Below are 17495 nucleotides of genomic sequence, written 5' to 3'. Positions count from 1 at the left end.
CGAACCGCACCACAATTTCCTACCAGCACCAGAAAGATGGCACCTGTTGATGATCACCCCATCACCTGTCACCGCCCGCCCCCTCCGCATCGGAATCGCAGGGTGCGGGGCGATCTCCCGCAACCACTTGGAGGCGTTCCGCGCCCTTGACGACGCCGTCATCGTGGGCGTCTGCGACATCGACCTCCAACGCGCCCAAGACACCGCGGAAGCATGGGAAATCCCTGCAGCCGTCAACACGGTCCAGGAACTCCTGGGCCTCGGCCTGGACATCGTCTCGGTCTGCACCCCGCACCCCACCCACGAGGAGGTGGTGCTCCAGGCCGCTGAGGCAGGCGTGAACGTGCTCTGTGAAAAGCCCATCGCCACCGACGTGGCATCCGCAGAGCGCATGGTGAAGGCCTGCGACGACGCCTGCGTTAAGCTCGGCGTCCTCTTCCAGCGCCGGTTCTGGCCAGCCGCCCAGCGCATCCGCGCAGCGATCGACGACGGCACGCTCGGCCGGCCCATCATGGGCCAATGCTCGGTGATGCTGCACCGAGAACCGGAGTACTACTCCCGCGACGCCTGGCGCGGGACATGGGCCGACGACGGCGGCGGGGTGCTGATGACCCAGGCCATCCATTACATTGACCTACTGCAGTGGTTCATGGGAGACGTGGCCGAGGTTTACGGGAAAATCAATACCTTCAAGCACGGCGAGCACATCGAAGTGGAAGACTCTGCGACCGCCGTCATCACGTTCACCTCCGGCGCCATGGCCACCGTTGAAGCGTCTACGGCGGCCTCCCCGAGCCTGGGCGTGCAGATCCGGGTCACGGGCGAGACCGGAGCCTCGGCTTCCCTGACCGAATTCCCGGAAGGCAGCGACGGACGCGTGGACCTGTGGGCCGTTGACGGAGCCATCAGCACCGAGCCTGCTTATCCCGAAGGAATTGACCCGAACGTCAGTCTCACGACGATCAACGGCCAGCTCATCCCACACCACACCGCGCAGGTCCGCGATTTTGTCCATTCCCTCAGGAACGGCCGGGAACCGGCGGTCACCGGCCAAGACGCGACGAAAGCCCTGCGCATATTGCTGGCTGTCTACGAATCATCCCGTACGGGTCTCCCGGTCCGCTTCGCCCCGCTGCTTGAAAGCACACGACCCCTCGCACATATGGCGGCCTAAGGAACAGCAATGGAACAGAACACACGCTACGCCGCCCGCCCCCTGAAACTGGGGCGCAACGGCCGCACCCCACGAACCCTTCGCAACCGGCTCGCCTCCGCACCCATGGAACGCAACTACGGGACCACGGACGGCCGGATCACCGAGCAGTACATTGATTACCTCGTGACCCGCGCCAAAGCCGGACTCGGCATGGTCACCACCGAGGCCACCTATGTCCGCGCCGACGGCAAGGGCCGCACCCACCAGCTGGGCCTGCACACAGATGAGATGATCCCCGGCCTGCGAAAGCTCTCCGATGCACTCCACCGTGAGGGTGCCCTCGCCGCGGTGGAACTTAATCATGGCGGCCGCACTGCCCAGGCCGCGGTCTCCGGCTACAAGAACCTGGCGCCCTCCCCGGTCGCGTGCGAGGTAGCCGGCGGCGAGGTTCCCCGTGAACTCACCATCGAGGAGTGCCACGAGTTGGTGGAAGCCTACGCCCACGCCGCCCGCCGCGCGGTGAAGGCCGGGTTCGACGTCATCAACATCCACGGCGCCCACGGCTACCTGATCCACCAGTTCATGTCACCGCTCACCAACCACCGCACCGACGAATTCGCCGCGCCCGAACACTTCATGAGCCTGGTCATCGACGCCGTACGGGCAGCTGTCCCGGACACCGTTGTGGGTATGCGTGTCTCCGTTGTGGAAGGCCCTGCGGACGGCATCTCCGCCGAACAGCAGGTGGCCATCATCGCCAAAGCCCACCTTGAACACCTGGACTTCCTGGACATCTCGGCCGGCAGCTACGAGGCCGGCGAATGGATCGTGCAGTCCGGTGAGTGGAAGCCCGGCATCCTCGCCGACTACGCCAAGGCCTACCTCCAGTTTGGCCTGCCGCTCGGCATGGCCGGCCGACTGAACTCTCCGGAAATCATCGAAGATGTGCTCCGGGAGGGCACATGCGATTTCGTCAGCCTAGCCCGTGCCGTCCACGCCGACCCCGCCTTTGTAGGCGGCGTATTGCGCGATGAACGCTACCGCCCCTGCATCGCCTGCAACGTCTGCATCGACAACCTAGGCCTCGGCCAGGTGACCTGCACCGTCAACCCCGCGGTGGGACGCTCCCGCGTCCCGGTTCCCACCCCCACCGTCCGAGAAGGTTCCCGCGTCGTGGTGGTGGGTGCCGGACCCGCCGGCCTCACCGCCGCCCGCGAACTTGCCGAAGCAGGAGCGAAAGTGATCGTGCTCGACGACGGAGCCCGGCCCGGCGGCCAGTTCTCCCTCGCCGAGCGGATGAAGTCCACCCCGGACTTCCACCGTTTCGCCGAATGGTCCGCCGAGGAGAACGCGCGGCTGGGCATCGATGTCCGGCTGGGTTCGCGGGTGGATTTGGAAAACCTTCCCGGCCTGGTCCGTTCAATGGACACGGACGCCGTCGTGCTTGCCACCGGCGGGCTCCGGCCCGAGGCCACGTTTACTGGCGGAGACGCTGCGAACGTCCTCGACGTACGCGACTGGCTGGCCGCCCACCTGGAGGTTCTTGAGACCGGGTCAGACGACGGCGTCAACCTGTGGGAGGCCGTGACGATCTGGGGTGCGGATTCCGTCGCCATGAGCGTCGCGGACACACTGGCCGACCGGGGGACCGCGGTCCTTTTGATCGGTCCGCAGGAGGTCATCGCCCCGGAATCCGGCCGCCGCGCCAAAATCCTGGCCGTTCCCCGGCTCGAGGCCAACCCTCTGGTCCGGATCCGGCCTGGCTCAACCATTGAGGAATACGACGGCGGCCGGGTCCGGATCAGCGGCCCGGGCCTCCCCCCTGGAGGCGAATGGCTGGATGCACCGGGACCGCTCCTGGTTTCGCGCTCCGTCGTTCCGCTGGAGGGTACTGTCCCGCCGGACGTCCGTGACGCTGAGCTGAGCCGGGGTGCCGGGGTGCCGGTGACACTGGCCGGGACCGTGGTGGACCAGACGCCGGCCATCGCTTCCAACGCCGTCAAGAGCGGCTACGACGCCGCGCAGCGGATCGCCTTCCTGCTGGCTGCTGAAGTCATTTCCGACAACGAGCTGAGCCTGAACGGAGCACAGTCATGACCGGAAACGCGCGCAGGCTCGTCGGTCTGGCACAGTTGTCCCTGGTGAACACCGCGCCGCCTGAACTGGTGGGAATCGCCGCCCAGACAGGCTTTGATTTCATCGGCGTAAGGGTGCGCCCCGTGACGCCAACGGAACGGCCGTACAACCTCCAGCCAGGATCGCCCATGCTGCGTGACACCCTGTCCAGGATGGAGGACACCGGTGTGACGGTGCGGGACATCGAATTCCTGCTGCTGGACGGCAGCGACCAGCGCGAAGCCTGGCTGCGCATGATGGAAGCAGGCCAGGCCTTGGGGGCGCGTTCGCTCACCGTCGCGGGAGCTGACCCGGACAGCCTTCGGCTGGTCCACACCTTGGCCCGGATGACCGCGGATGGACGCGGCTTCGGAATCACTCCCACCCTTGAGGCCATTTCCTACCAGCCGGTCGCCTCGATCGCGCAGGCCGCGGACATCGCCCGCCAGGCCGGCTGCCGGATCGTGGTGGATACCCTACACTTCAACCGCTACATCGGTCCGGGCGCAGCCGCCCAGTGGGAGGAACTGAGCGCCAACGCCGACCTCGTGCCGCTCCTGCAACTGTGCGACGGGCCGGCAGTACGGCCGGACAGCAGCGAGGCGCTGGTCGCCGAATCCCGCTCGGAGCGGGAGGTTCCGGGCGAGGGCGAGTTCGGCCTGGCAGAGGCCGTTGCCGCTTTACCGGACGGGCTTCCGGTGAGCGCGGAGGCGCCCTCGGACCGGCGGGTGGCGGAACTGGGCGAGCTCGGCTGGGCGCGCCTGCTCAAATCAGGGGTGGACGCCGTACTGGCAGAGGCCGCAACCCGCAGGGATACTGAAAACCTCCACACGGCGGCCGCCAAATGAGCGCCACCAGCACAGAGATCACGACGGCGGAACTTACGTCGGGTGTGCGCGTTCCATTCATCGGACTGGGAACCTGGCCGCTGACGGGTGAAGATGCCGCAACGGCGGTGCACCAGGCCATCAGCAATGGCTACCGGCACATCGACACGGCCGAGAACTACGGCAGCGAAGCGGCGGTGGGGGAGGGGATCCGGCGCAGCGGAATCGACCCCGGAGACCTTTTCCTCACCACCAAGTTCAACACCCAATGGCACAGCCGGAGGGGAGTGCGCGATGCCTTCGGCGGAGCCGTGAAGCGGCTCGGCACCGACTATCTGGACCTGTTCCTGGTGCACTGGCCCAACCCAACCCAGGGGAGGTTCGTCGAGGCCTGCGAGGAACTGCAGGAACTGGTCGAGGACGGCTCCATCCGGGCCTGGGGCGTGTCAAACTTTAAACCGGCCCACCTTCAGGCCGTCCAGAACGCCGGCCTGCGCGTCCCGCTGAACCAGGTGCAGGTTGATCCCGAGCACGGCCAATCGGCGCAACTGGCATACCACCGCGAACACGGAATAGTCACTGCCGCCTACAGTCCCCTGGGCCGCAACGGGAGTTTCCTGAAGCAGGCCGCTGTGCGCGGCCCTGCCAGGGAGCTCGGCAAGACCCCGGCCCAGATCGTCCTGCGCTGGCACGTCCAGCACGGCCGGGTGGCTGTGCCGAAGTCTGCTGACAACCAACGCCAACGGGAGAACTTGGACGTCTTCAGTTTTGCCCTGACCCGGCAGCACATGGCTGCGATTGATGCCCTCGAAACCGGCGCGCCGCCGCGCCTGGATTCCGACACCTACTTCCACTGAGAAAGCACCGAAAATGACTGCACCCCTAAACCCTTCGCCTGTACTCCCGAGCCTGGACTGCGATGTCCTGGTGGTCGGCTCCGGTGCGGGCGGCCTGTCCGCGGCCGTGACCGCCGCCTACCAGGGACTGAAGGTAGTGGTTGTTGAAAAGGCCGACGTCTGCGGCGGTGCCACGTCCTGGTCCGGCGGGTGGGCCTGGACCCCCGGCAATCCGCTGGCCAAAGCCGACGGCGTCAACGAGGACCGCGAACTGTTCCGGACCTACCTGCGCCACCGGCTCGGCAGGAGCTACCAGGAAGATAGGGTGGAGGCATTCCTGGAGGCTGTCCCGCATATGGTGGCCTTCTTCCAAGATAAAACCAGCCTGCAGTTTGTGCCGGGAGCCAAGATCAAGGACATCTACGGCAGCACTCCCGGGGCGGGTACCGGTCACCGCTCGGTGGGGCCCAAACCGTTCAACGCCCGCAAAATCAAGCCCGAACTGCGCGCCAAGATGCGCCACCAGCTCTATGAGACCTCGTTCTTGGGCATGGGCATCATGGCAGGACCGGACCTGGCCAAGTTCCTCTCCGCTTCCCAAGGCAACATCCGGGGCATCTTCCACGCAGGCTGGCGGGTGGGCTTCCACCTCCTGGACCTCCTCACGCACCGGCGCAACATGCAGTTAGTCAACGGGACCGCGCTCACGGGGCGGCTGCTGAAGTCCGCCGATGACCTTGGTGTGGAGATACACGTCTCCACCCCGGCCAAGCACCTGCTCACCGACGGCTCCGGGAAGGTGACCGGCGCCGTCGTGAGTTCCCCTGAAGGCGACCTGCAGATCAACGCCTCCAGCGGCGTCGTCCTAGCGGCTGGCGGCTTCCCCAACGATGTCTCCCGCCGCAAGGCGCTGTTCCCCAAGACGCCCACCGGCCGGGAGCACTGGACACTTGCGCCGAAGGAAACCACCGGTGACGGCATCACCATGGCCCAGGCCGTGGGAGCCCGCTTCGAGACGGATGTGGAGTCCCCTGCCGCCTGGTGCCCGGTCTCGCTGGTCCCGTACCGCAACGGACGGACCGGGACGTTCCCCCACATCATGGACCGGGCCAAGCCGGGAAGCATCGGCGTCCGTCGCGACGGCAAGCGGTTCGTCAATGAGGCCAACGGCTACTACGACTACGTCGAAGGCCTGCTCAACGCCACCCCTGAGGGTGAACCGGTGGAGGCCTGGCAGATCGCCGATGCAGCGTTCGTGCGCAAGTTCCCGTTGGGTATGGCGAAGCCGCTTCCCGTGCCGCTGTTTCCCTATCTGCGGTCCGGCTACCTCAAGAAGGGCAACACCCTCGAGGAACTGGCGGCGGCCTGCGGCATCGATCCGCAAGGACTTGCCGCGACCGTCGCAGAGTTCAATGACAACGCCCGGAAAGGCATTGACCCCGACTACCACCGCGGCGCCAGCGAATTCAACCGCTATGGCGGCGATCCCAAGAACACCCCCAACCCCTCACTGGGTGCCTTGGAAAAGGGGCCGTTCTACGCCGTAAGAATCGTCCCGGGATCTTTCGGCACCTTCGCCGGGCTCGCGGCCGATTCACGGGCACGGGTTCTGGACAACCAAAGCCAGCCCATCAGTGGCCTTTACGTCGCGGGCAATGACCAGGCCTCAATCATGGGCGGACACTACCCCGCCGGCGGCATCAACCTCGGCCCCGCGCTGACATTCGGTTACATCGCCGGACGCGACCTCGCCAACGCCACACACTACGAAGATGACGGTACCCCATCCCCGGAAGAACCCGCCGGGAACAACAACCCCACGGTCAACCAGCCCAGTTTGAAATAGCAAAGGTCGGCCCCGATCTGTCGGCCATCCCCAGCCTGCAGCGGCTGTTCGAGGTTGCAGCCACTGCCCGCGTCCTTCCCTCAACGGGGTCAGTGCCGGAGGTCTGCTCGCTCGAAACTTTTTGGGCTCCTACGGCGAGGGGGTCCCCGTCGTAGCACCTGCCTAAGAAGGACGGACGTTTGCGGTCCGCTTCTGTGCGCCATCGATGTTCCGTGCTCATTTCCTGGAGCGTCGGCCTGTCGTTTGGTTATGCAGGTTGCTTTTCATTTCTCCATGAGATGTTCGAAATGGAGGTACTCGCCCGGCCATGATGGTCGTCGATTTCAAGTATGGGGGACGCCCAGTTGTGCAGTGCTTATTCCGGGCCAGTCCTGTTCCGGCGGGCGACTCTTTCTGCCGGACCGAAATCGCGCGCAAGACACAACTGTCCCGCCTCGGGTGTGTGTCATCGTCCCAGCCATCCGCCGTCGACTGACAGCACCGTGCCGGAGACGTAGTCCGAGGCGCGGCTGGCGAGGAAGACGACGGCCCCCGCCATGTCTTCGGCGGTGCCCCAGCGGCCAGCCGGGATGCGGTCCAATATTGCTTTGGACCGGCTGGGGTCGTTGCGCAGCGCCTCGGTGTTATCTGTGGCGATATACCCGGGGGCGATGGCGTTGACGTTGATGCCGTGGACCGCCCATTCGTTGGACAGCGCCTTGGTCAGTCCGGCGATGCCGGATTTGGCGGCGGTATAGCCGGGGACGTTGATGCCACCTTGGAAACTCAGCAGGGACGCGGTGAAAATGATCTTGCCCCCGGCGCCACGCTGGATCATGGCGTGCCCGATTTCGCGGCTCAGCACAAACTGCGAGGACAGATTCACCTGCAGCACATGGTCCCAGAGATCGTCCGAGTGCTCCGCCGCGGGTGCCCGCTCGATGGTTCCCGCGTTGTTGACGAGGATGTCAACGGCCCGCTCCATGGCAGCGAGTTCGGCGCCAAGCGCGCCGACGGCGGCCCGGTCCGAGAAGTCGACGGTGCGGGCGATGAATTCGCGCCCGAGTGACTCGACCGCGTGGGCGACCTCGCTGCCCTGGGGCTCCAGCGTTGCGCTGACGCCGATGATGTCGGCTCCGGCGGCGGCGAGAGCCTCGGCCATTGCCCGGCCCAGACCGCGTTTCGCGCCGGTGACGACCGCCAGCTTCCCGGTCAGGTCGAAGGGATGGGTGCTCACGCCGGTACCGCCTGACAGTCGACCAGGATCTTCATGGCGTCGCCGGCAGCAAGCCGGCTGAAGGCATCCGCGGTCCGCTCGAGCGGCACAGTCCCAGTGATCATCTGCTCGGCCGGGATGACACCGGCGGCCAGCAGTTCGACCGCCGTTTCGAAGTCCCCGCGTTCGTAGACCCGGGCGCCCACGATGGTCAGTTCGCGCCAGAACACCCGCTGAAGGTCCACAGGCCGGGGCTGGGGATGGATGGCCACGATCACCAGCCGGCCCCGCACCTTTGCCAGCGCGGTCGCTCCCAGCACTGCGGCCGCGGCCCCGGAAACCTCGAAGACGACGTCGGCCCCGGCGCCGCCGGTCCACGTGTTGACCCATTCGACCTGGTCCTGCGTCCTGGGGTCGAGTACTTCAAAGCCCAGCTCTTGAATCATGGCGCGCCGGTCGCCGTCGAGCTCCAGCACAACAACCTCGGCGCCGGCGTGACGGGCGGTGGTGGCGATGAGGACGCCGATGGGCCCGCCGCCGATGACCACGGCTTTGTCGCCCGATTGAATCTCGGCGCGGCGGACGTCGTGGACCGAGACCGCGACGGGCTCAACCAGGGCGGCGTGATCCAGGCGCAGGGACTCCGGCAGCCGGACAAGGACGGTCTCCGGGACGTTCCACTGCTTCTGCAGCGAACCCGCCGAGTCGATGCCGATGAAGTTCAGGTTCTGGCAAATATGCTGGTGCCCGGCCTTGCACGCAGGGCAGTCGCCGCACCAGTCAAGGGGCATGACAGTGACCGGATCGCCAAGGTTCCAGCCGCTGACGCCTTCGCCGAGGGCTGAGATGCGGCCGGACATTTCGTGACCGATGATCGCCGGAAAGGTGACCCTGGAGTCCATGTTGCCGTGGAGGATGTGAAGATCGGTCCCGCAAATTCCTGTGAAGGCGACGTCGATCTGGACCTCGCCCGGCGCGGGCGGGCGTTGGTTGCTTTCGACGATGTTGATGGTGCTGTTGCCGATATATGTTGCCGCTGGCATGTCTTATTCCTTTGCTGGGAGGCTTTGCGGGGCCGGGCCTGGCCCGGCCCCGCGGACGACTTGGACGCTGACGGGAGCGCCGTACCTGGCTTACCCCAGTACGTGCCCCCGGGGAATGAGAGCTCGGCCAGGGCGGACTCGAACATCCCGGCGCTGTATGGTGCTTTATTCGGACTGGGACGATAGCACGTACGCGCCGTCGCACTCGCTGCATGTATCGACGAAATGTTTGGCCCCCATGGCCTGGGTGAGGGAGAGGACGGCCCCTTGGTGGCGCTGTAGAGAGCGCGTTGGGGCAGCCCTGCCGTGGAGCCCTGCGGTGGCGGCAATGGAGCAGGTGTTCACGACCGCGGCCGACGGTGACTGGCGCAGCAGCGGGGCGCGGGTGACACGGACCATGCCCATGACCCTGATGTCCCAGATGCGATGCCATTCGGCGTCGTCGTTGTCCTCGATCGTGCCAAGAGCGCCGGGGCCGGCGTTGTTGATGACGACGTCGAGCCGGCCGAACGCGCGCACCGTCTCGATGGCGGCCCGTACTGAGGTGTCGTCAGAGAAGTCGCAGACCAGGCCGAGCTGGCCGTCCGGCAGGTCGGCGGGGCGAGGTCCAGCACGGCAATGGTGGCGCCGCACTCCCTGCAGCCGGGCGGAGATGGCGGCGCCGATCCCGCAGGCCCCGCCGGTGACGACGGCAACGAGCGCCGTCATGTCCGGGCCCACCTAGGCGCCGTTGCTTGGGCCGGCGGCGGCTTCGGCGCGGCGGACTGGATCCGCGGCCGGGGCAGTTGCCTGTGCTGCGGGAGTCCGCACGTAGGTCTGGCGCTGCCGGCCGAGGCCTGCGATTGCCAGGTCGACGACGTCGCCCTCCTGTAGATAGGGGAAGCGGCCGGAGAGGGCCACACCTTCCGGGGTGCCGGTGAGGATGACGTCGCCCGGTTCCAGCAGCATGTACTGGCTCACGTGGTGCACCACTGTGGCGACGTCGAAGATCAGGTCCGCGGTGTTCGAATCCTGACGCTCTTCCCGGTTCACCCAGCTGCGCAGCCGAAGGTTGTCTGGGTCGACCTCGTCTGCCGGGACCAGCCACGGCCCCAGCGGCGTCGACTTGGGAAGGGATTTGCCCTTGGTCCACTGCCCGGCCGCGCCCGGAAGCTGGTATTCACGTTCGGAGAGGTCATTGGCGACGAGGTAACCGGCGACGGCGGCCATGGCGTCCGCGGGCGTGTTCAGGTAACTGGCTTCCGCGCCGATGACGATGCCGAGCTCCACTTCCCAGTCGTATTTGCGGCTGCCCGGCGGGATGGGGGCGTCGTCGTAGGGCCCGGCGACGGTGTTGCTGGGTTTCAGGAACACCACTGGAGTCTCGGGCGGGGCGGAGCCGGACTCTGCGGCGTGGGCGGCGTAGTTCATGCCGATGCAGATCAGGTTGTTGGGCCGGGCGAGTGGCGCTCCTATCCGTAGGCTGGCGGCCCCGGGCAGGATCGGCAGGGCGCCGGCCGCGAGGGCGGAGCGGAGCCTGGAAATGCCGTCGGCGGCCAGGAACGCCCCGTCGATGTCCGCGGTGATGCTGCTCGCGTCATACACCTCTTCGCTGCCGGCCCACGCCGAAACGTAGACGACCGGTATCTCGTGTCCTGCTGGTCCCAGCCGCGCGATTTTCATTCGTGGAGTATCCCTTCGGTAGCCTGCATGGGGGTGTCCATGGTGTGTGGCCCTGATTTGGTGCAACCGCTAGACATCAGACGTATGACTCGGGGTTCTGGCTCTTCGTCGTATAGCGTGCGCCCTTGACTATAGCCATCCTGCCCATCTTGCGAAACTATACATCCGATGTATGGTGCGCGCCAAGGATGCCGGGACTCGGTGGGGCGCAGGTTGCTGGCGATGATGCCCGCCCGGAGGTGTTTGACGTGCTCGTGGTCGCTGTGGACGAGAGCATCCGGGACATGGTCTATTTTCACAAGACTTGATGGGGAAGCGATGGTGGGACCATTTCGAGATCCATTTGAGAGAAGCGAAGAGAGCGTCTTCGATGACGGGCGGCGCGCCCGATTCTCTGATTTGAAAAGCGCAGAATACTTCGTTTGTGAACTAGCTCCAGCGGTTGCAGCGGGGTGATCCGGCTTCACAGAACAGCCCCGCAGCAATCCGAAGACGGCAATGGGCGCCGATCGAGCTCGACGACATCACAGGCAAAATAAGAGAAATATTCGAATATGCGGGGGCCCGCTCCCGCCGGTGTCGAAGGGGGCACCAAGACCCATCCCTCGGACTACTAAGAAAAAATGCGCCATGTGGACATCCCGTTTGGGCGAGGAAGGGCGCTGATCATCCGACTGAGTGGCTATCTCGCCCGTAGGTGCCGGGCTCATCGTAGGCGGCTCTGCTGGGCTGGTAGGCCACCGGCCGGAGGGATACTGCAACCGCCAGCCACCATCACGAAGGCCCCCGTTCATTCGAGCCCCTCGAGGGCAATCCGCTAGGGAAGGGTCCCGAAGAAGGGTCTCGCACGGGAAGTTCCCGAGATACGTGACGGCGAAGAGCCGACACAAACGGAACAGTGTCACCGCCGACGACCGCACGAGACTCGAAGGCCAGACAGATTGCCGCCCCGGCCGGTCATCAACCTCACGATCCCTGCCTCACACCACCCGGTCACCACGGATGTGCTCTTTGCCTGCCTTCCGGTGCTGGGGGAGAATGCGACAGCGTCCACCGTGACTCAGGGAATGTCCCTGGCGGCTGTAGCCGAACTCACCGGCCAGTTGTTCATTGTCAGCCCGTCCCGCCGGTCAATCGCCACCTCTTCGCCACCCGGCGGCTCGCCTCCGCTGTGGGAACAGTAGGCATCGTCACGGCCGAATTTTTCAGGGTTCCGCACTTCGGCGGGTTCCGCGACGCCATAGACCATCCGTTGCTGCTGGACATGGCCATCCACCGGTTTGATATGGCGCGGTTCCTGCTGGACTCGGAGCCTGTGTCCGTGTGGCGCGAGGAGTACAACCCGTCGTGGAGCTGGTACCGCGGCGACGCGGGCGCCATTGCGCTGTTCGAAATGTCGGCGGGGGAGCGGTTCGTCTTCACTGGCAGCTGGTGCAGTCCCGGATTTGAGACGTCCTGGAACGCCCGGTGGAGGATCAGCGGTGAACACGGAACCGTGCTGTCGGACGGAGACACCCCCGGTGCCGGGCGCGGAGGCCGGGGAAACCGGGCAGGACGAAGACCTCGCCAAGAAAAATCGAAGGTTCCCCGCGCGAGTTCGTCACCGCGCTTCGCACAGGGAAGGCGCCGATTGGCGAAGTGCAGGGAAATATCATGAGCCTGGCCATCGTCGAAGCGGCCATCGCCAGTGCCATGACCGGCCACCGCGTCGTGCTGCGGGAGCTGCTCGAGGAGTCCGCCAGGCCCTGGCCGACAAACGCAATCCTGAGGTCCTGGAGGGCCTCCGGTCCTGGACCAGTACCTCGGCACGACTGAGCGCGCGCGTCCGTGATCACCTGCTGGCCGGCGCGCCGGCTGCCTAGCTGCACCCGTCAACTAGCAGCTCAGGTGCCCGGGGGATCCGGAGGACGTCTGCATCCCCCGGGTGACGACGACCGGACCGAAGGATGGCTGCATTTTTTGTGGACAACGCCACGGCATAGCCGCGAGGAGGCGGGGTCGGAAACTGCGGCCGGAACTGGCCGCCGCCGCCGGGCGGAACCCGGAGGCTGTCGCGGTAGCCGGTGACAGGCTGGCTGGGTTCCAACGAGACGTACCTGGGTGCCTGATCGCCTCGGACGGCATTGGCCCGATTGATGTCAGCACTCCCGGTGATACGCATTCGGAGATCGCGATCGCCGCGCTGGAGGCGGCCAAACACGTGCTGTGCGAGCCCTTGTCGACTCGGTCGAGGAAGCCGAGCGGATGACGGCGGCCGCCGAAGCTGCTGCCGGGCGCGGGGTGTTTTGGGTGTGTCCCCAGACAAGTGTTTTAGCGCCAAACGCTCACTGCGTTGATGAGACCTGTGGTCAGGACTGAGCCCTAGGAATGTGCACGATAACTGGTCCGGGACGCCCAGATGTCAGTTCCACGATCAAACCCAGGTCCCCCGTGCGTACACTGCCTCCGGGACCCCGTACGGCTGCACGGGCGAGATCCAGTGCCCCTGCTTGGAGGGGGATCTCCACCACGTGGGAGGGTTCCCCGGGCGAATCCACGAATCCGACAACTGCGTCCCCGCGGTCCACCCAGCGGATCCATGGACTATCTCTGGCTGGCGCGACGGCGGGGTCGAGGGGCCGGGCTCCGACAAGGAAGGGTTTCGCAGCGGCCATCCAGTGCCCGAGGTCGGTCAGAGCCTGACGCTGGATCTTGGGGATGGTCCCGTCCGCTTGGGGGCCGACGTTGAGAAGGAAGTGACCCCCGCGAGAAACGACGTCAGTGAGGTGTCTGGCGATCTGCTGTCCGTTCAATGACTGCTCCGGTCCTTCGACCTGGTTGTAGCCGAAGGAGAATCCGATGCCGCGGCAGTTCTCCCACAGAGTCTCGGATTCGTTGACGGTGAAATGTTCGTACTCGCTCGTGGCGTAATCTTTATGAGTTTCGCCCCAGCGATCGTTGACGATTCCTTCGGGGTTAGTCGAGTAGAAGTGTTGGAAGAGGCGTCCTAGGCCGTGCTCGCCGAAATGCTTCCCTGCGTCGGGCCATTCGATGTCGTTCCAGAGGATGTGCGGCTGGTACTTATCGACCAGATCGATCACGTGGTTGTAGGCGTACTCGGCGTATTCGGCGTCTTTGGGACGGGACGAGTCATGAACGCTTTCGCTGGTGACGTGCGGCGGGAAGGGACGCACATGCCAGTCAAGACCTCCGGAATAGTAGAGGCCCAGCTTCAGCCCCTTTGCCTTGACGGACTCCGCGATCTCGCGGATCAGGTCCCTGCGAGGCCCCCGGTGGACGGTGTTCCTTTCACCGGTGCCTGGTGCATCCCACAGGGCGATCCCGTCGTGATGCTTGGTGGTGGGCACCACGTAGTCGGCGCCGGCGTATTGGAACAGCTCCACCCACTCGGTTGGGTCGAATAGCTCAGCTTTCCACTGGTCCAGGAAGTCGTCATAGTCTCCTCCCACAAAAGTCTCCTCTTGATGTTGCTGAGCGGGACTGCCATCGATCCGGATGGTGTTGTAGTACCACTCGGCGTAGGGGTTGTGGGTGAACCATTCGCGGTCGTCCGCGATTGTGCCGAGAGCGCCGATGGGTTCGGCCCATGCCGGGAGTGAGTAAGCACCCCAGTGGATGAAGATGCCGAACGGGGAGTTTTCGAACCAGTCCGGCATCGTGCGGGACAGCTGGTTCCATTCTGCTGAGTTGGATGTGAAGTCGTTCATGGTACTCCGTTTCCGTGCGACTGCTGTAGGGCTGATGAGTAGTGGAGGTTAGGTTAGCGGCCGCCGACTTCACCCAAGCTGAGGCTTTGAGAAGTTGGCGCTTAAGAAGGATGACGATCAGGAGGCTGGGGATGACAGCCGGCGTTGCTGCGGTCATCAGGGCCCTGGTCCGTGCCCCGTTCGCCGGCGAACAGGACAGCCCGGGGCAAGGTGGCCGAGTCTCGTCATTTATCACCAACCGGGGGCCCTGGAAGGGGCTCCAGTGGTGTCTCCATGCTGAGATCTTACTAGGGGTTCAATTGAAGCTAAGCAGTTTTCGTCTGATGTATGTATTGGACTAGAGCGACAGATCGTATAGAGTCAGCGCAATGCTACCCCTATACATCGGATGATACGAGACCGGTTTATCGATGTCATCCGGCGACCGGTCTCGACTTGGAGGATTTCCCTTGCCACAGATCACCGGATACGAAGTGTTCGACGTGCGTTTCCCGACATCGCTTTCGGCTGATGGGTCGGACGCCATGAACAAGGACGGCGATTACTCCGCCGCATACGTGGTTCTCACAACCGATGACCCGGCGCTGTACGGGTGTGGGTTTACCTTTACCATCGGCCGAGGAAACGACATTTGTTCTGCAGCTATCGAGTTGCGGAGCCGGCCCTTGTTGGGCCAGTCGGTGGCCGAGGTTTGCGGGGATTTGGGTGGCACCTACCGGGCGCTTAAATCGGATTCCCAGCTGCGTTGGCTTGGACCTGACAAAGGCGTGGAGCACCTTGCCCTTGGGGCGGTCATGAACGCAGTGTGGGACATGGCCGCCCGCCGTCAAGGCAAGCCGCTTTGGCGGTTGCTGGTGGACATGACACCGGAGGAAGTCGTTGATGCCGCCGACCTTAGTTACCTGTCCGATGTCCTTACCCGGGAAGAAGCCCTTGGCATCCTTACGCAGCTGGTCCCGTCCCGGGGTGAACGGCTGGCCACGCTGCAACAGGACGGGTACCCGTGTTACACGACGTCGGCCGGCTGGTTGGGTTACTCAGATGAAAAACTTCGCCGGCTCTGCCAAGAAGCTGTCGACCAGGGTTACCGGCACATCAAGCTGAAGGTCGGGGCGTCCCTCGAGGACGACATTCGACGGCTGGGTATCGCCCGAGAGGTGATTGGCGACGGCGGCAACTTGATGATCGACGCAAACCAGGTCTGGGAGGTGCCGCAGGCCATCGAGTGGGTCAGGGAGCTCGCAAAATTCAACCCGTTATGGATTGAGGAACCCACAAGCCCCGATGACATCCTGGGTCACGCGGCCATCCGTAAAGCCGTCCAGCCCGTGGGGGTGGCCACGGGCGAGCACGGCATGAACCGGGTGCTTTTCAAACAGCTCTTCCAGGCCCAAGCCATCGACTACTGCCAGCTGGATGCCTGCCGCCTGGCCAGCGTCAATGAAGTCCTCGCCGTACAGCTGATGGCGGCGAAGTTCGGGGTCCCCGTTTGTCCCCATGCCGGGGGGGTCGGTCTGTGTGAACTCGTCCAGCACCTGTCGATCTTCGACTTCATAGCCGTTTCCGGAGACCTCACGGATCGTGTCACCGAATTCGTCGATCATCTCCATGAACATTTCGTGGACCCTTGCATTGTCACAGACGGCGCTTATGTGCTTCCTTCCGCACCGGGCTATTCGGCGCAGTTGCAGGAAAGCACGCTGCAGGAATATGCCTTCCCCTGGGGCAGCTACTGGGCCGGGACCGGAGCCGGTAAGGCTGAACAAGCCCGGAAGCTCTCCGGGGTAACGGGTGCGGCCTTCGCCGCCGGGCAGATTGGAGACCGATAATGATCACCTACACCCTTATCCATCCGGAGCTTCTCCGGGCCCTGGCCACATCTGGCCATGGGTCCCGGATCCTCATCGCCGACGGTAACTACCCCCACAATACCGGCGCTCCCGCGGCCGCTTCGCGTGTCGCCCTAAACCTTAGGCCCGGCCTGCTCACTGTGGATCAGGTTCTGGAGGTATTAATCGACGCCGTGCCCATTGAGGCCGCCGCTGTCATGACGCCGCCGGACGGCAGCTGGACAGGCGCCGTCAAAAGTTACCAAAGGGCACTTGGCGCAGATGTTCCGATCACCCCCTACCAGCGGTTCGACTTCTACGAGGCTGCCCGGGGTGCCGATGTTGCGGTCGTCATAGCAAGCGGGGACATCCGCCAATATGCGAACCTCCTGCTCACAATCGGTGTGCGGGTCGACGGCACGGCGGGAATGGAAGCCGTTGATTAAGATCATCGATTCACATGTGCACGTTTGGGAGCCCACGCGGTTCCACTACGCCTGGCTGGAAGGTGAACTGAACACGCCGTTCCTGCCTGCGGATCTTCCCCACGTTGAAGCACGCACACGTGGAGCTGTCTTTGTCCAGGCCGATTGCCGGGACGAAGAGGCCCTTGCCGAAGTGGATTGGGTGAGCAGTCTCGGCCCCGTCTGGCCCGCGCTCCGTGCGATTGTTGCTGCCGTGCAGATCGAGCTTGGCGACAAGGTAGCTGGTGACCTTGACCAACTGCGGCTGCGGCCGCTGGTCAAGGGCGTCCGGCGGCTTTTCCAGGACCGAGACGATTCCTTCATCCTGTCGCCGCAGACACTTGCGGGTGCGCGCAGTGTCGCCAGTGCCGGGCTGACTTTCGATGCCTGTATCCGTTTCGGCCAGTTGACAGCTCTGGCCGAATTCGCGGCCCGCGTGCCGGAATTGAGCATCGTCCTCGATCACATGGGCAAACCACGCATTGGGGATGGCCACCGTGAACTGTGGAGCAACGGTCTGCGCCAACTCGCTCTTCAGCCCAACGTCACCGTCAAGCTTTCCGGCGCTGAAGCGGATCCGGGACGTCCGCTGGCGCCTCAGGCGCTTCCTTTTATTGAGGAAACTCTCCAGGTCTTCGGTGCGGGACGATGCATGATTGGAAGCGACTGGCCGGTGTCGATCAGAGATTCTTCTGGGTACGAGGAGTGGAACGACCTCATCCTCGACCGTGCTCTTACTGGTGCCAGTGACGCCGAACTGGAAGACGTCGCCTGGGGCACTGCCGCGCGCTTCTACGGACTCGAGAAGGGCTGAA

General features: G+C 64.6%; 17 protein-coding genes. 12 read left to right on the top strand and 5 right to left on the bottom strand.

Annotated features, from left to right (window positions below):
* The first annotated feature begins 49 nt into the window (after window positions 1–49).
* Genes ACP4XC_RS14050 through ACP4XC_RS14030 form a run of 5 tightly spaced genes read left to right on the top strand, consistent with a single transcriptional unit; the run spans window position 50 to window position 6780 of the window.
* Entirely contained in the window at window positions 50–1174 is a 1125-nt protein-coding gene (locus ACP4XC_RS14050) for a Gfo/Idh/MocA family protein (RefSeq protein WP_427170643.1), read from the top strand.
* A gap of 9 nt (window positions 1175–1183) precedes the next feature.
* On the top strand, window positions 1184–3253 hold the full coding sequence (locus ACP4XC_RS14045; protein WP_427170641.1) for an FAD-dependent oxidoreductase: 2070 nt from the start codon (window positions 1184–1186) through the stop codon (window positions 3251–3253).
* The gene (locus ACP4XC_RS14040; RefSeq protein ID WP_427170638.1) at window positions 3250–4119 is read left to right on the top strand and encodes a sugar phosphate isomerase/epimerase family protein; all 870 of its coding nucleotides are present in this window, start codon (window positions 3250–3252) and stop codon (window positions 4117–4119) included. Before ACP4XC_RS14045 ends, ACP4XC_RS14040 begins: the two co-directional genes overlap by 4 nt.
* Window positions 4116–4955, top strand: coding sequence for an aldo/keto reductase (locus tag ACP4XC_RS14035; protein ID WP_427170636.1), 840 nt, complete (start codon window positions 4116–4118; stop codon window positions 4953–4955). The genes ACP4XC_RS14040 and ACP4XC_RS14035 overlap by 4 nt, the downstream gene beginning before the upstream one ends.
* A 13-nt stretch (window positions 4956–4968) precedes the next feature.
* Complete coding sequence (locus ACP4XC_RS14030) at window positions 4969–6780, top strand: FAD-dependent oxidoreductase (protein ID WP_427170634.1); 1812 nt, start codon at window positions 4969–4971, stop codon at window positions 6778–6780.
* Between the two features lie 445 nt (window positions 6781–7225).
* Here the strand turns inward: ACP4XC_RS14030 and ACP4XC_RS14025 are convergent, their stop codons facing one another.
* The 4 genes from ACP4XC_RS14025 to ACP4XC_RS14010 all read right to left on the bottom strand — a co-directional run bounded on the left by ACP4XC_RS14025 (window position 7226) and on the right by ACP4XC_RS14010 (window position 10680).
* Window positions 7226–7996: an SDR family oxidoreductase gene (locus tag ACP4XC_RS14025; RefSeq protein WP_427170632.1), complete on the bottom strand. Its 771-nt coding sequence runs from the start codon at window positions 7994–7996 to the stop codon at window positions 7226–7228.
* Window positions 7993–9018 carry a zinc-dependent alcohol dehydrogenase gene (locus ACP4XC_RS14020; RefSeq protein WP_427170630.1) on the bottom strand — a complete coding sequence of 342 codons (1026 nt, stop codon included), beginning with the start codon at window positions 9016–9018 and terminating at the stop codon, window positions 7993–7995. The genes ACP4XC_RS14025 and ACP4XC_RS14020 overlap by 4 nt, the downstream gene beginning before the upstream one ends.
* A 165-nt stretch (window positions 9019–9183) precedes the next feature.
* A complete protein-coding gene (locus tag ACP4XC_RS14015; protein ID WP_427170628.1) occupies window positions 9184–9726 on the bottom strand; it encodes an SDR family oxidoreductase in 543 nt (180 codons plus the stop codon).
* Between the two features lie 12 nt (window positions 9727–9738).
* Entirely contained in the window at window positions 9739–10680 is a 942-nt protein-coding gene (locus ACP4XC_RS14010; RefSeq protein WP_427170626.1) for a fumarylacetoacetate hydrolase family protein, read from the bottom strand.
* Window positions 10681–11621: 941 nt separating this feature from the next.
* Between ACP4XC_RS14010 and ACP4XC_RS14005 the strand changes: the two genes are divergently transcribed.
* The 4 genes from ACP4XC_RS14005 (at window position 11622) to ACP4XC_RS13990 (ending at window position 12928) form a co-directional block, all read left to right on the top strand.
* The gene (locus ACP4XC_RS14005) at window positions 11622–11864 is read left to right on the top strand and encodes a hypothetical protein (RefSeq protein ID WP_427170624.1); all 243 of its coding nucleotides are present in this window, start codon (window positions 11622–11624) and stop codon (window positions 11862–11864) included.
* An 80-nt stretch (window positions 11865–11944) separates the two neighbouring features.
* The gene (locus ACP4XC_RS14000; protein WP_427175114.1) at window positions 11945–12337 is read left to right on the top strand and encodes a Gfo/Idh/MocA family protein; all 393 of its coding nucleotides are present in this window, start codon (window positions 11945–11947) and stop codon (window positions 12335–12337) included.
* On the top strand, window positions 12334–12495 hold the full coding sequence (locus ACP4XC_RS13995) for a hypothetical protein (protein WP_427170622.1): 162 nt from the start codon (window positions 12334–12336) through the stop codon (window positions 12493–12495). The genes ACP4XC_RS14000 and ACP4XC_RS13995 overlap by 4 nt, the downstream gene beginning before the upstream one ends.
* A gap of 109 nt (window positions 12496–12604) precedes the next feature.
* The gene (locus tag ACP4XC_RS13990) at window positions 12605–12928 is read left to right on the top strand and encodes a Gfo/Idh/MocA family oxidoreductase (RefSeq protein WP_427170620.1); all 324 of its coding nucleotides are present in this window, start codon (window positions 12605–12607) and stop codon (window positions 12926–12928) included.
* 100 nt (window positions 12929–13028) lie between these two features.
* Here ACP4XC_RS13990 and ACP4XC_RS13985 read toward each other — a convergent pair whose 3' ends face one another.
* The gene (locus ACP4XC_RS13985; protein WP_427170618.1) at window positions 13029–14387 is read right to left on the bottom strand and encodes an alpha-L-fucosidase; all 1359 of its coding nucleotides are present in this window, start codon (window positions 14385–14387) and stop codon (window positions 13029–13031) included.
* 449 nt (window positions 14388–14836) lie between these two features.
* Here ACP4XC_RS13985 and ACP4XC_RS13980 point away from each other — a divergent pair, with 449 nt between their 5' ends.
* Genes ACP4XC_RS13980 through ACP4XC_RS13970 form a run of 3 tightly spaced genes read left to right on the top strand, consistent with a single transcriptional unit; the run spans window position 14837 to window position 17494 of the window.
* Window positions 14837–16216, top strand: coding sequence for an L-fuconate dehydratase (locus tag ACP4XC_RS13980; RefSeq protein ID WP_427170616.1), 1380 nt, complete (start codon window positions 14837–14839; stop codon window positions 16214–16216).
* Window positions 16216–16662: an RbsD/FucU family protein gene (locus ACP4XC_RS13975; protein WP_427170614.1), complete on the top strand. Its 447-nt coding sequence runs from the start codon at window positions 16216–16218 to the stop codon at window positions 16660–16662. The genes ACP4XC_RS13980 and ACP4XC_RS13975 overlap by 1 nt, the downstream gene beginning before the upstream one ends.
* A complete protein-coding gene (locus ACP4XC_RS13970) occupies window positions 16655–17494 on the top strand; it encodes an amidohydrolase family protein (protein WP_427170611.1) in 840 nt (279 codons plus the stop codon). The genes ACP4XC_RS13975 and ACP4XC_RS13970 overlap by 8 nt, the downstream gene beginning before the upstream one ends.
* Window position 17495 lies beyond the last annotated feature (1 nt).

The sequence above is a fragment of the Arthrobacter sp. 92 genome (assembly GCF_050260325.1).
In the GTDB taxonomy this organism is placed as follows: Bacteria; Actinomycetota; Actinomycetes; order Actinomycetales; family Micrococcaceae; genus Arthrobacter.
The sequence above is the reverse complement of the archived record's forward strand: the minus strand, read 5'-3'. Positions and strand labels throughout refer to the sequence as shown.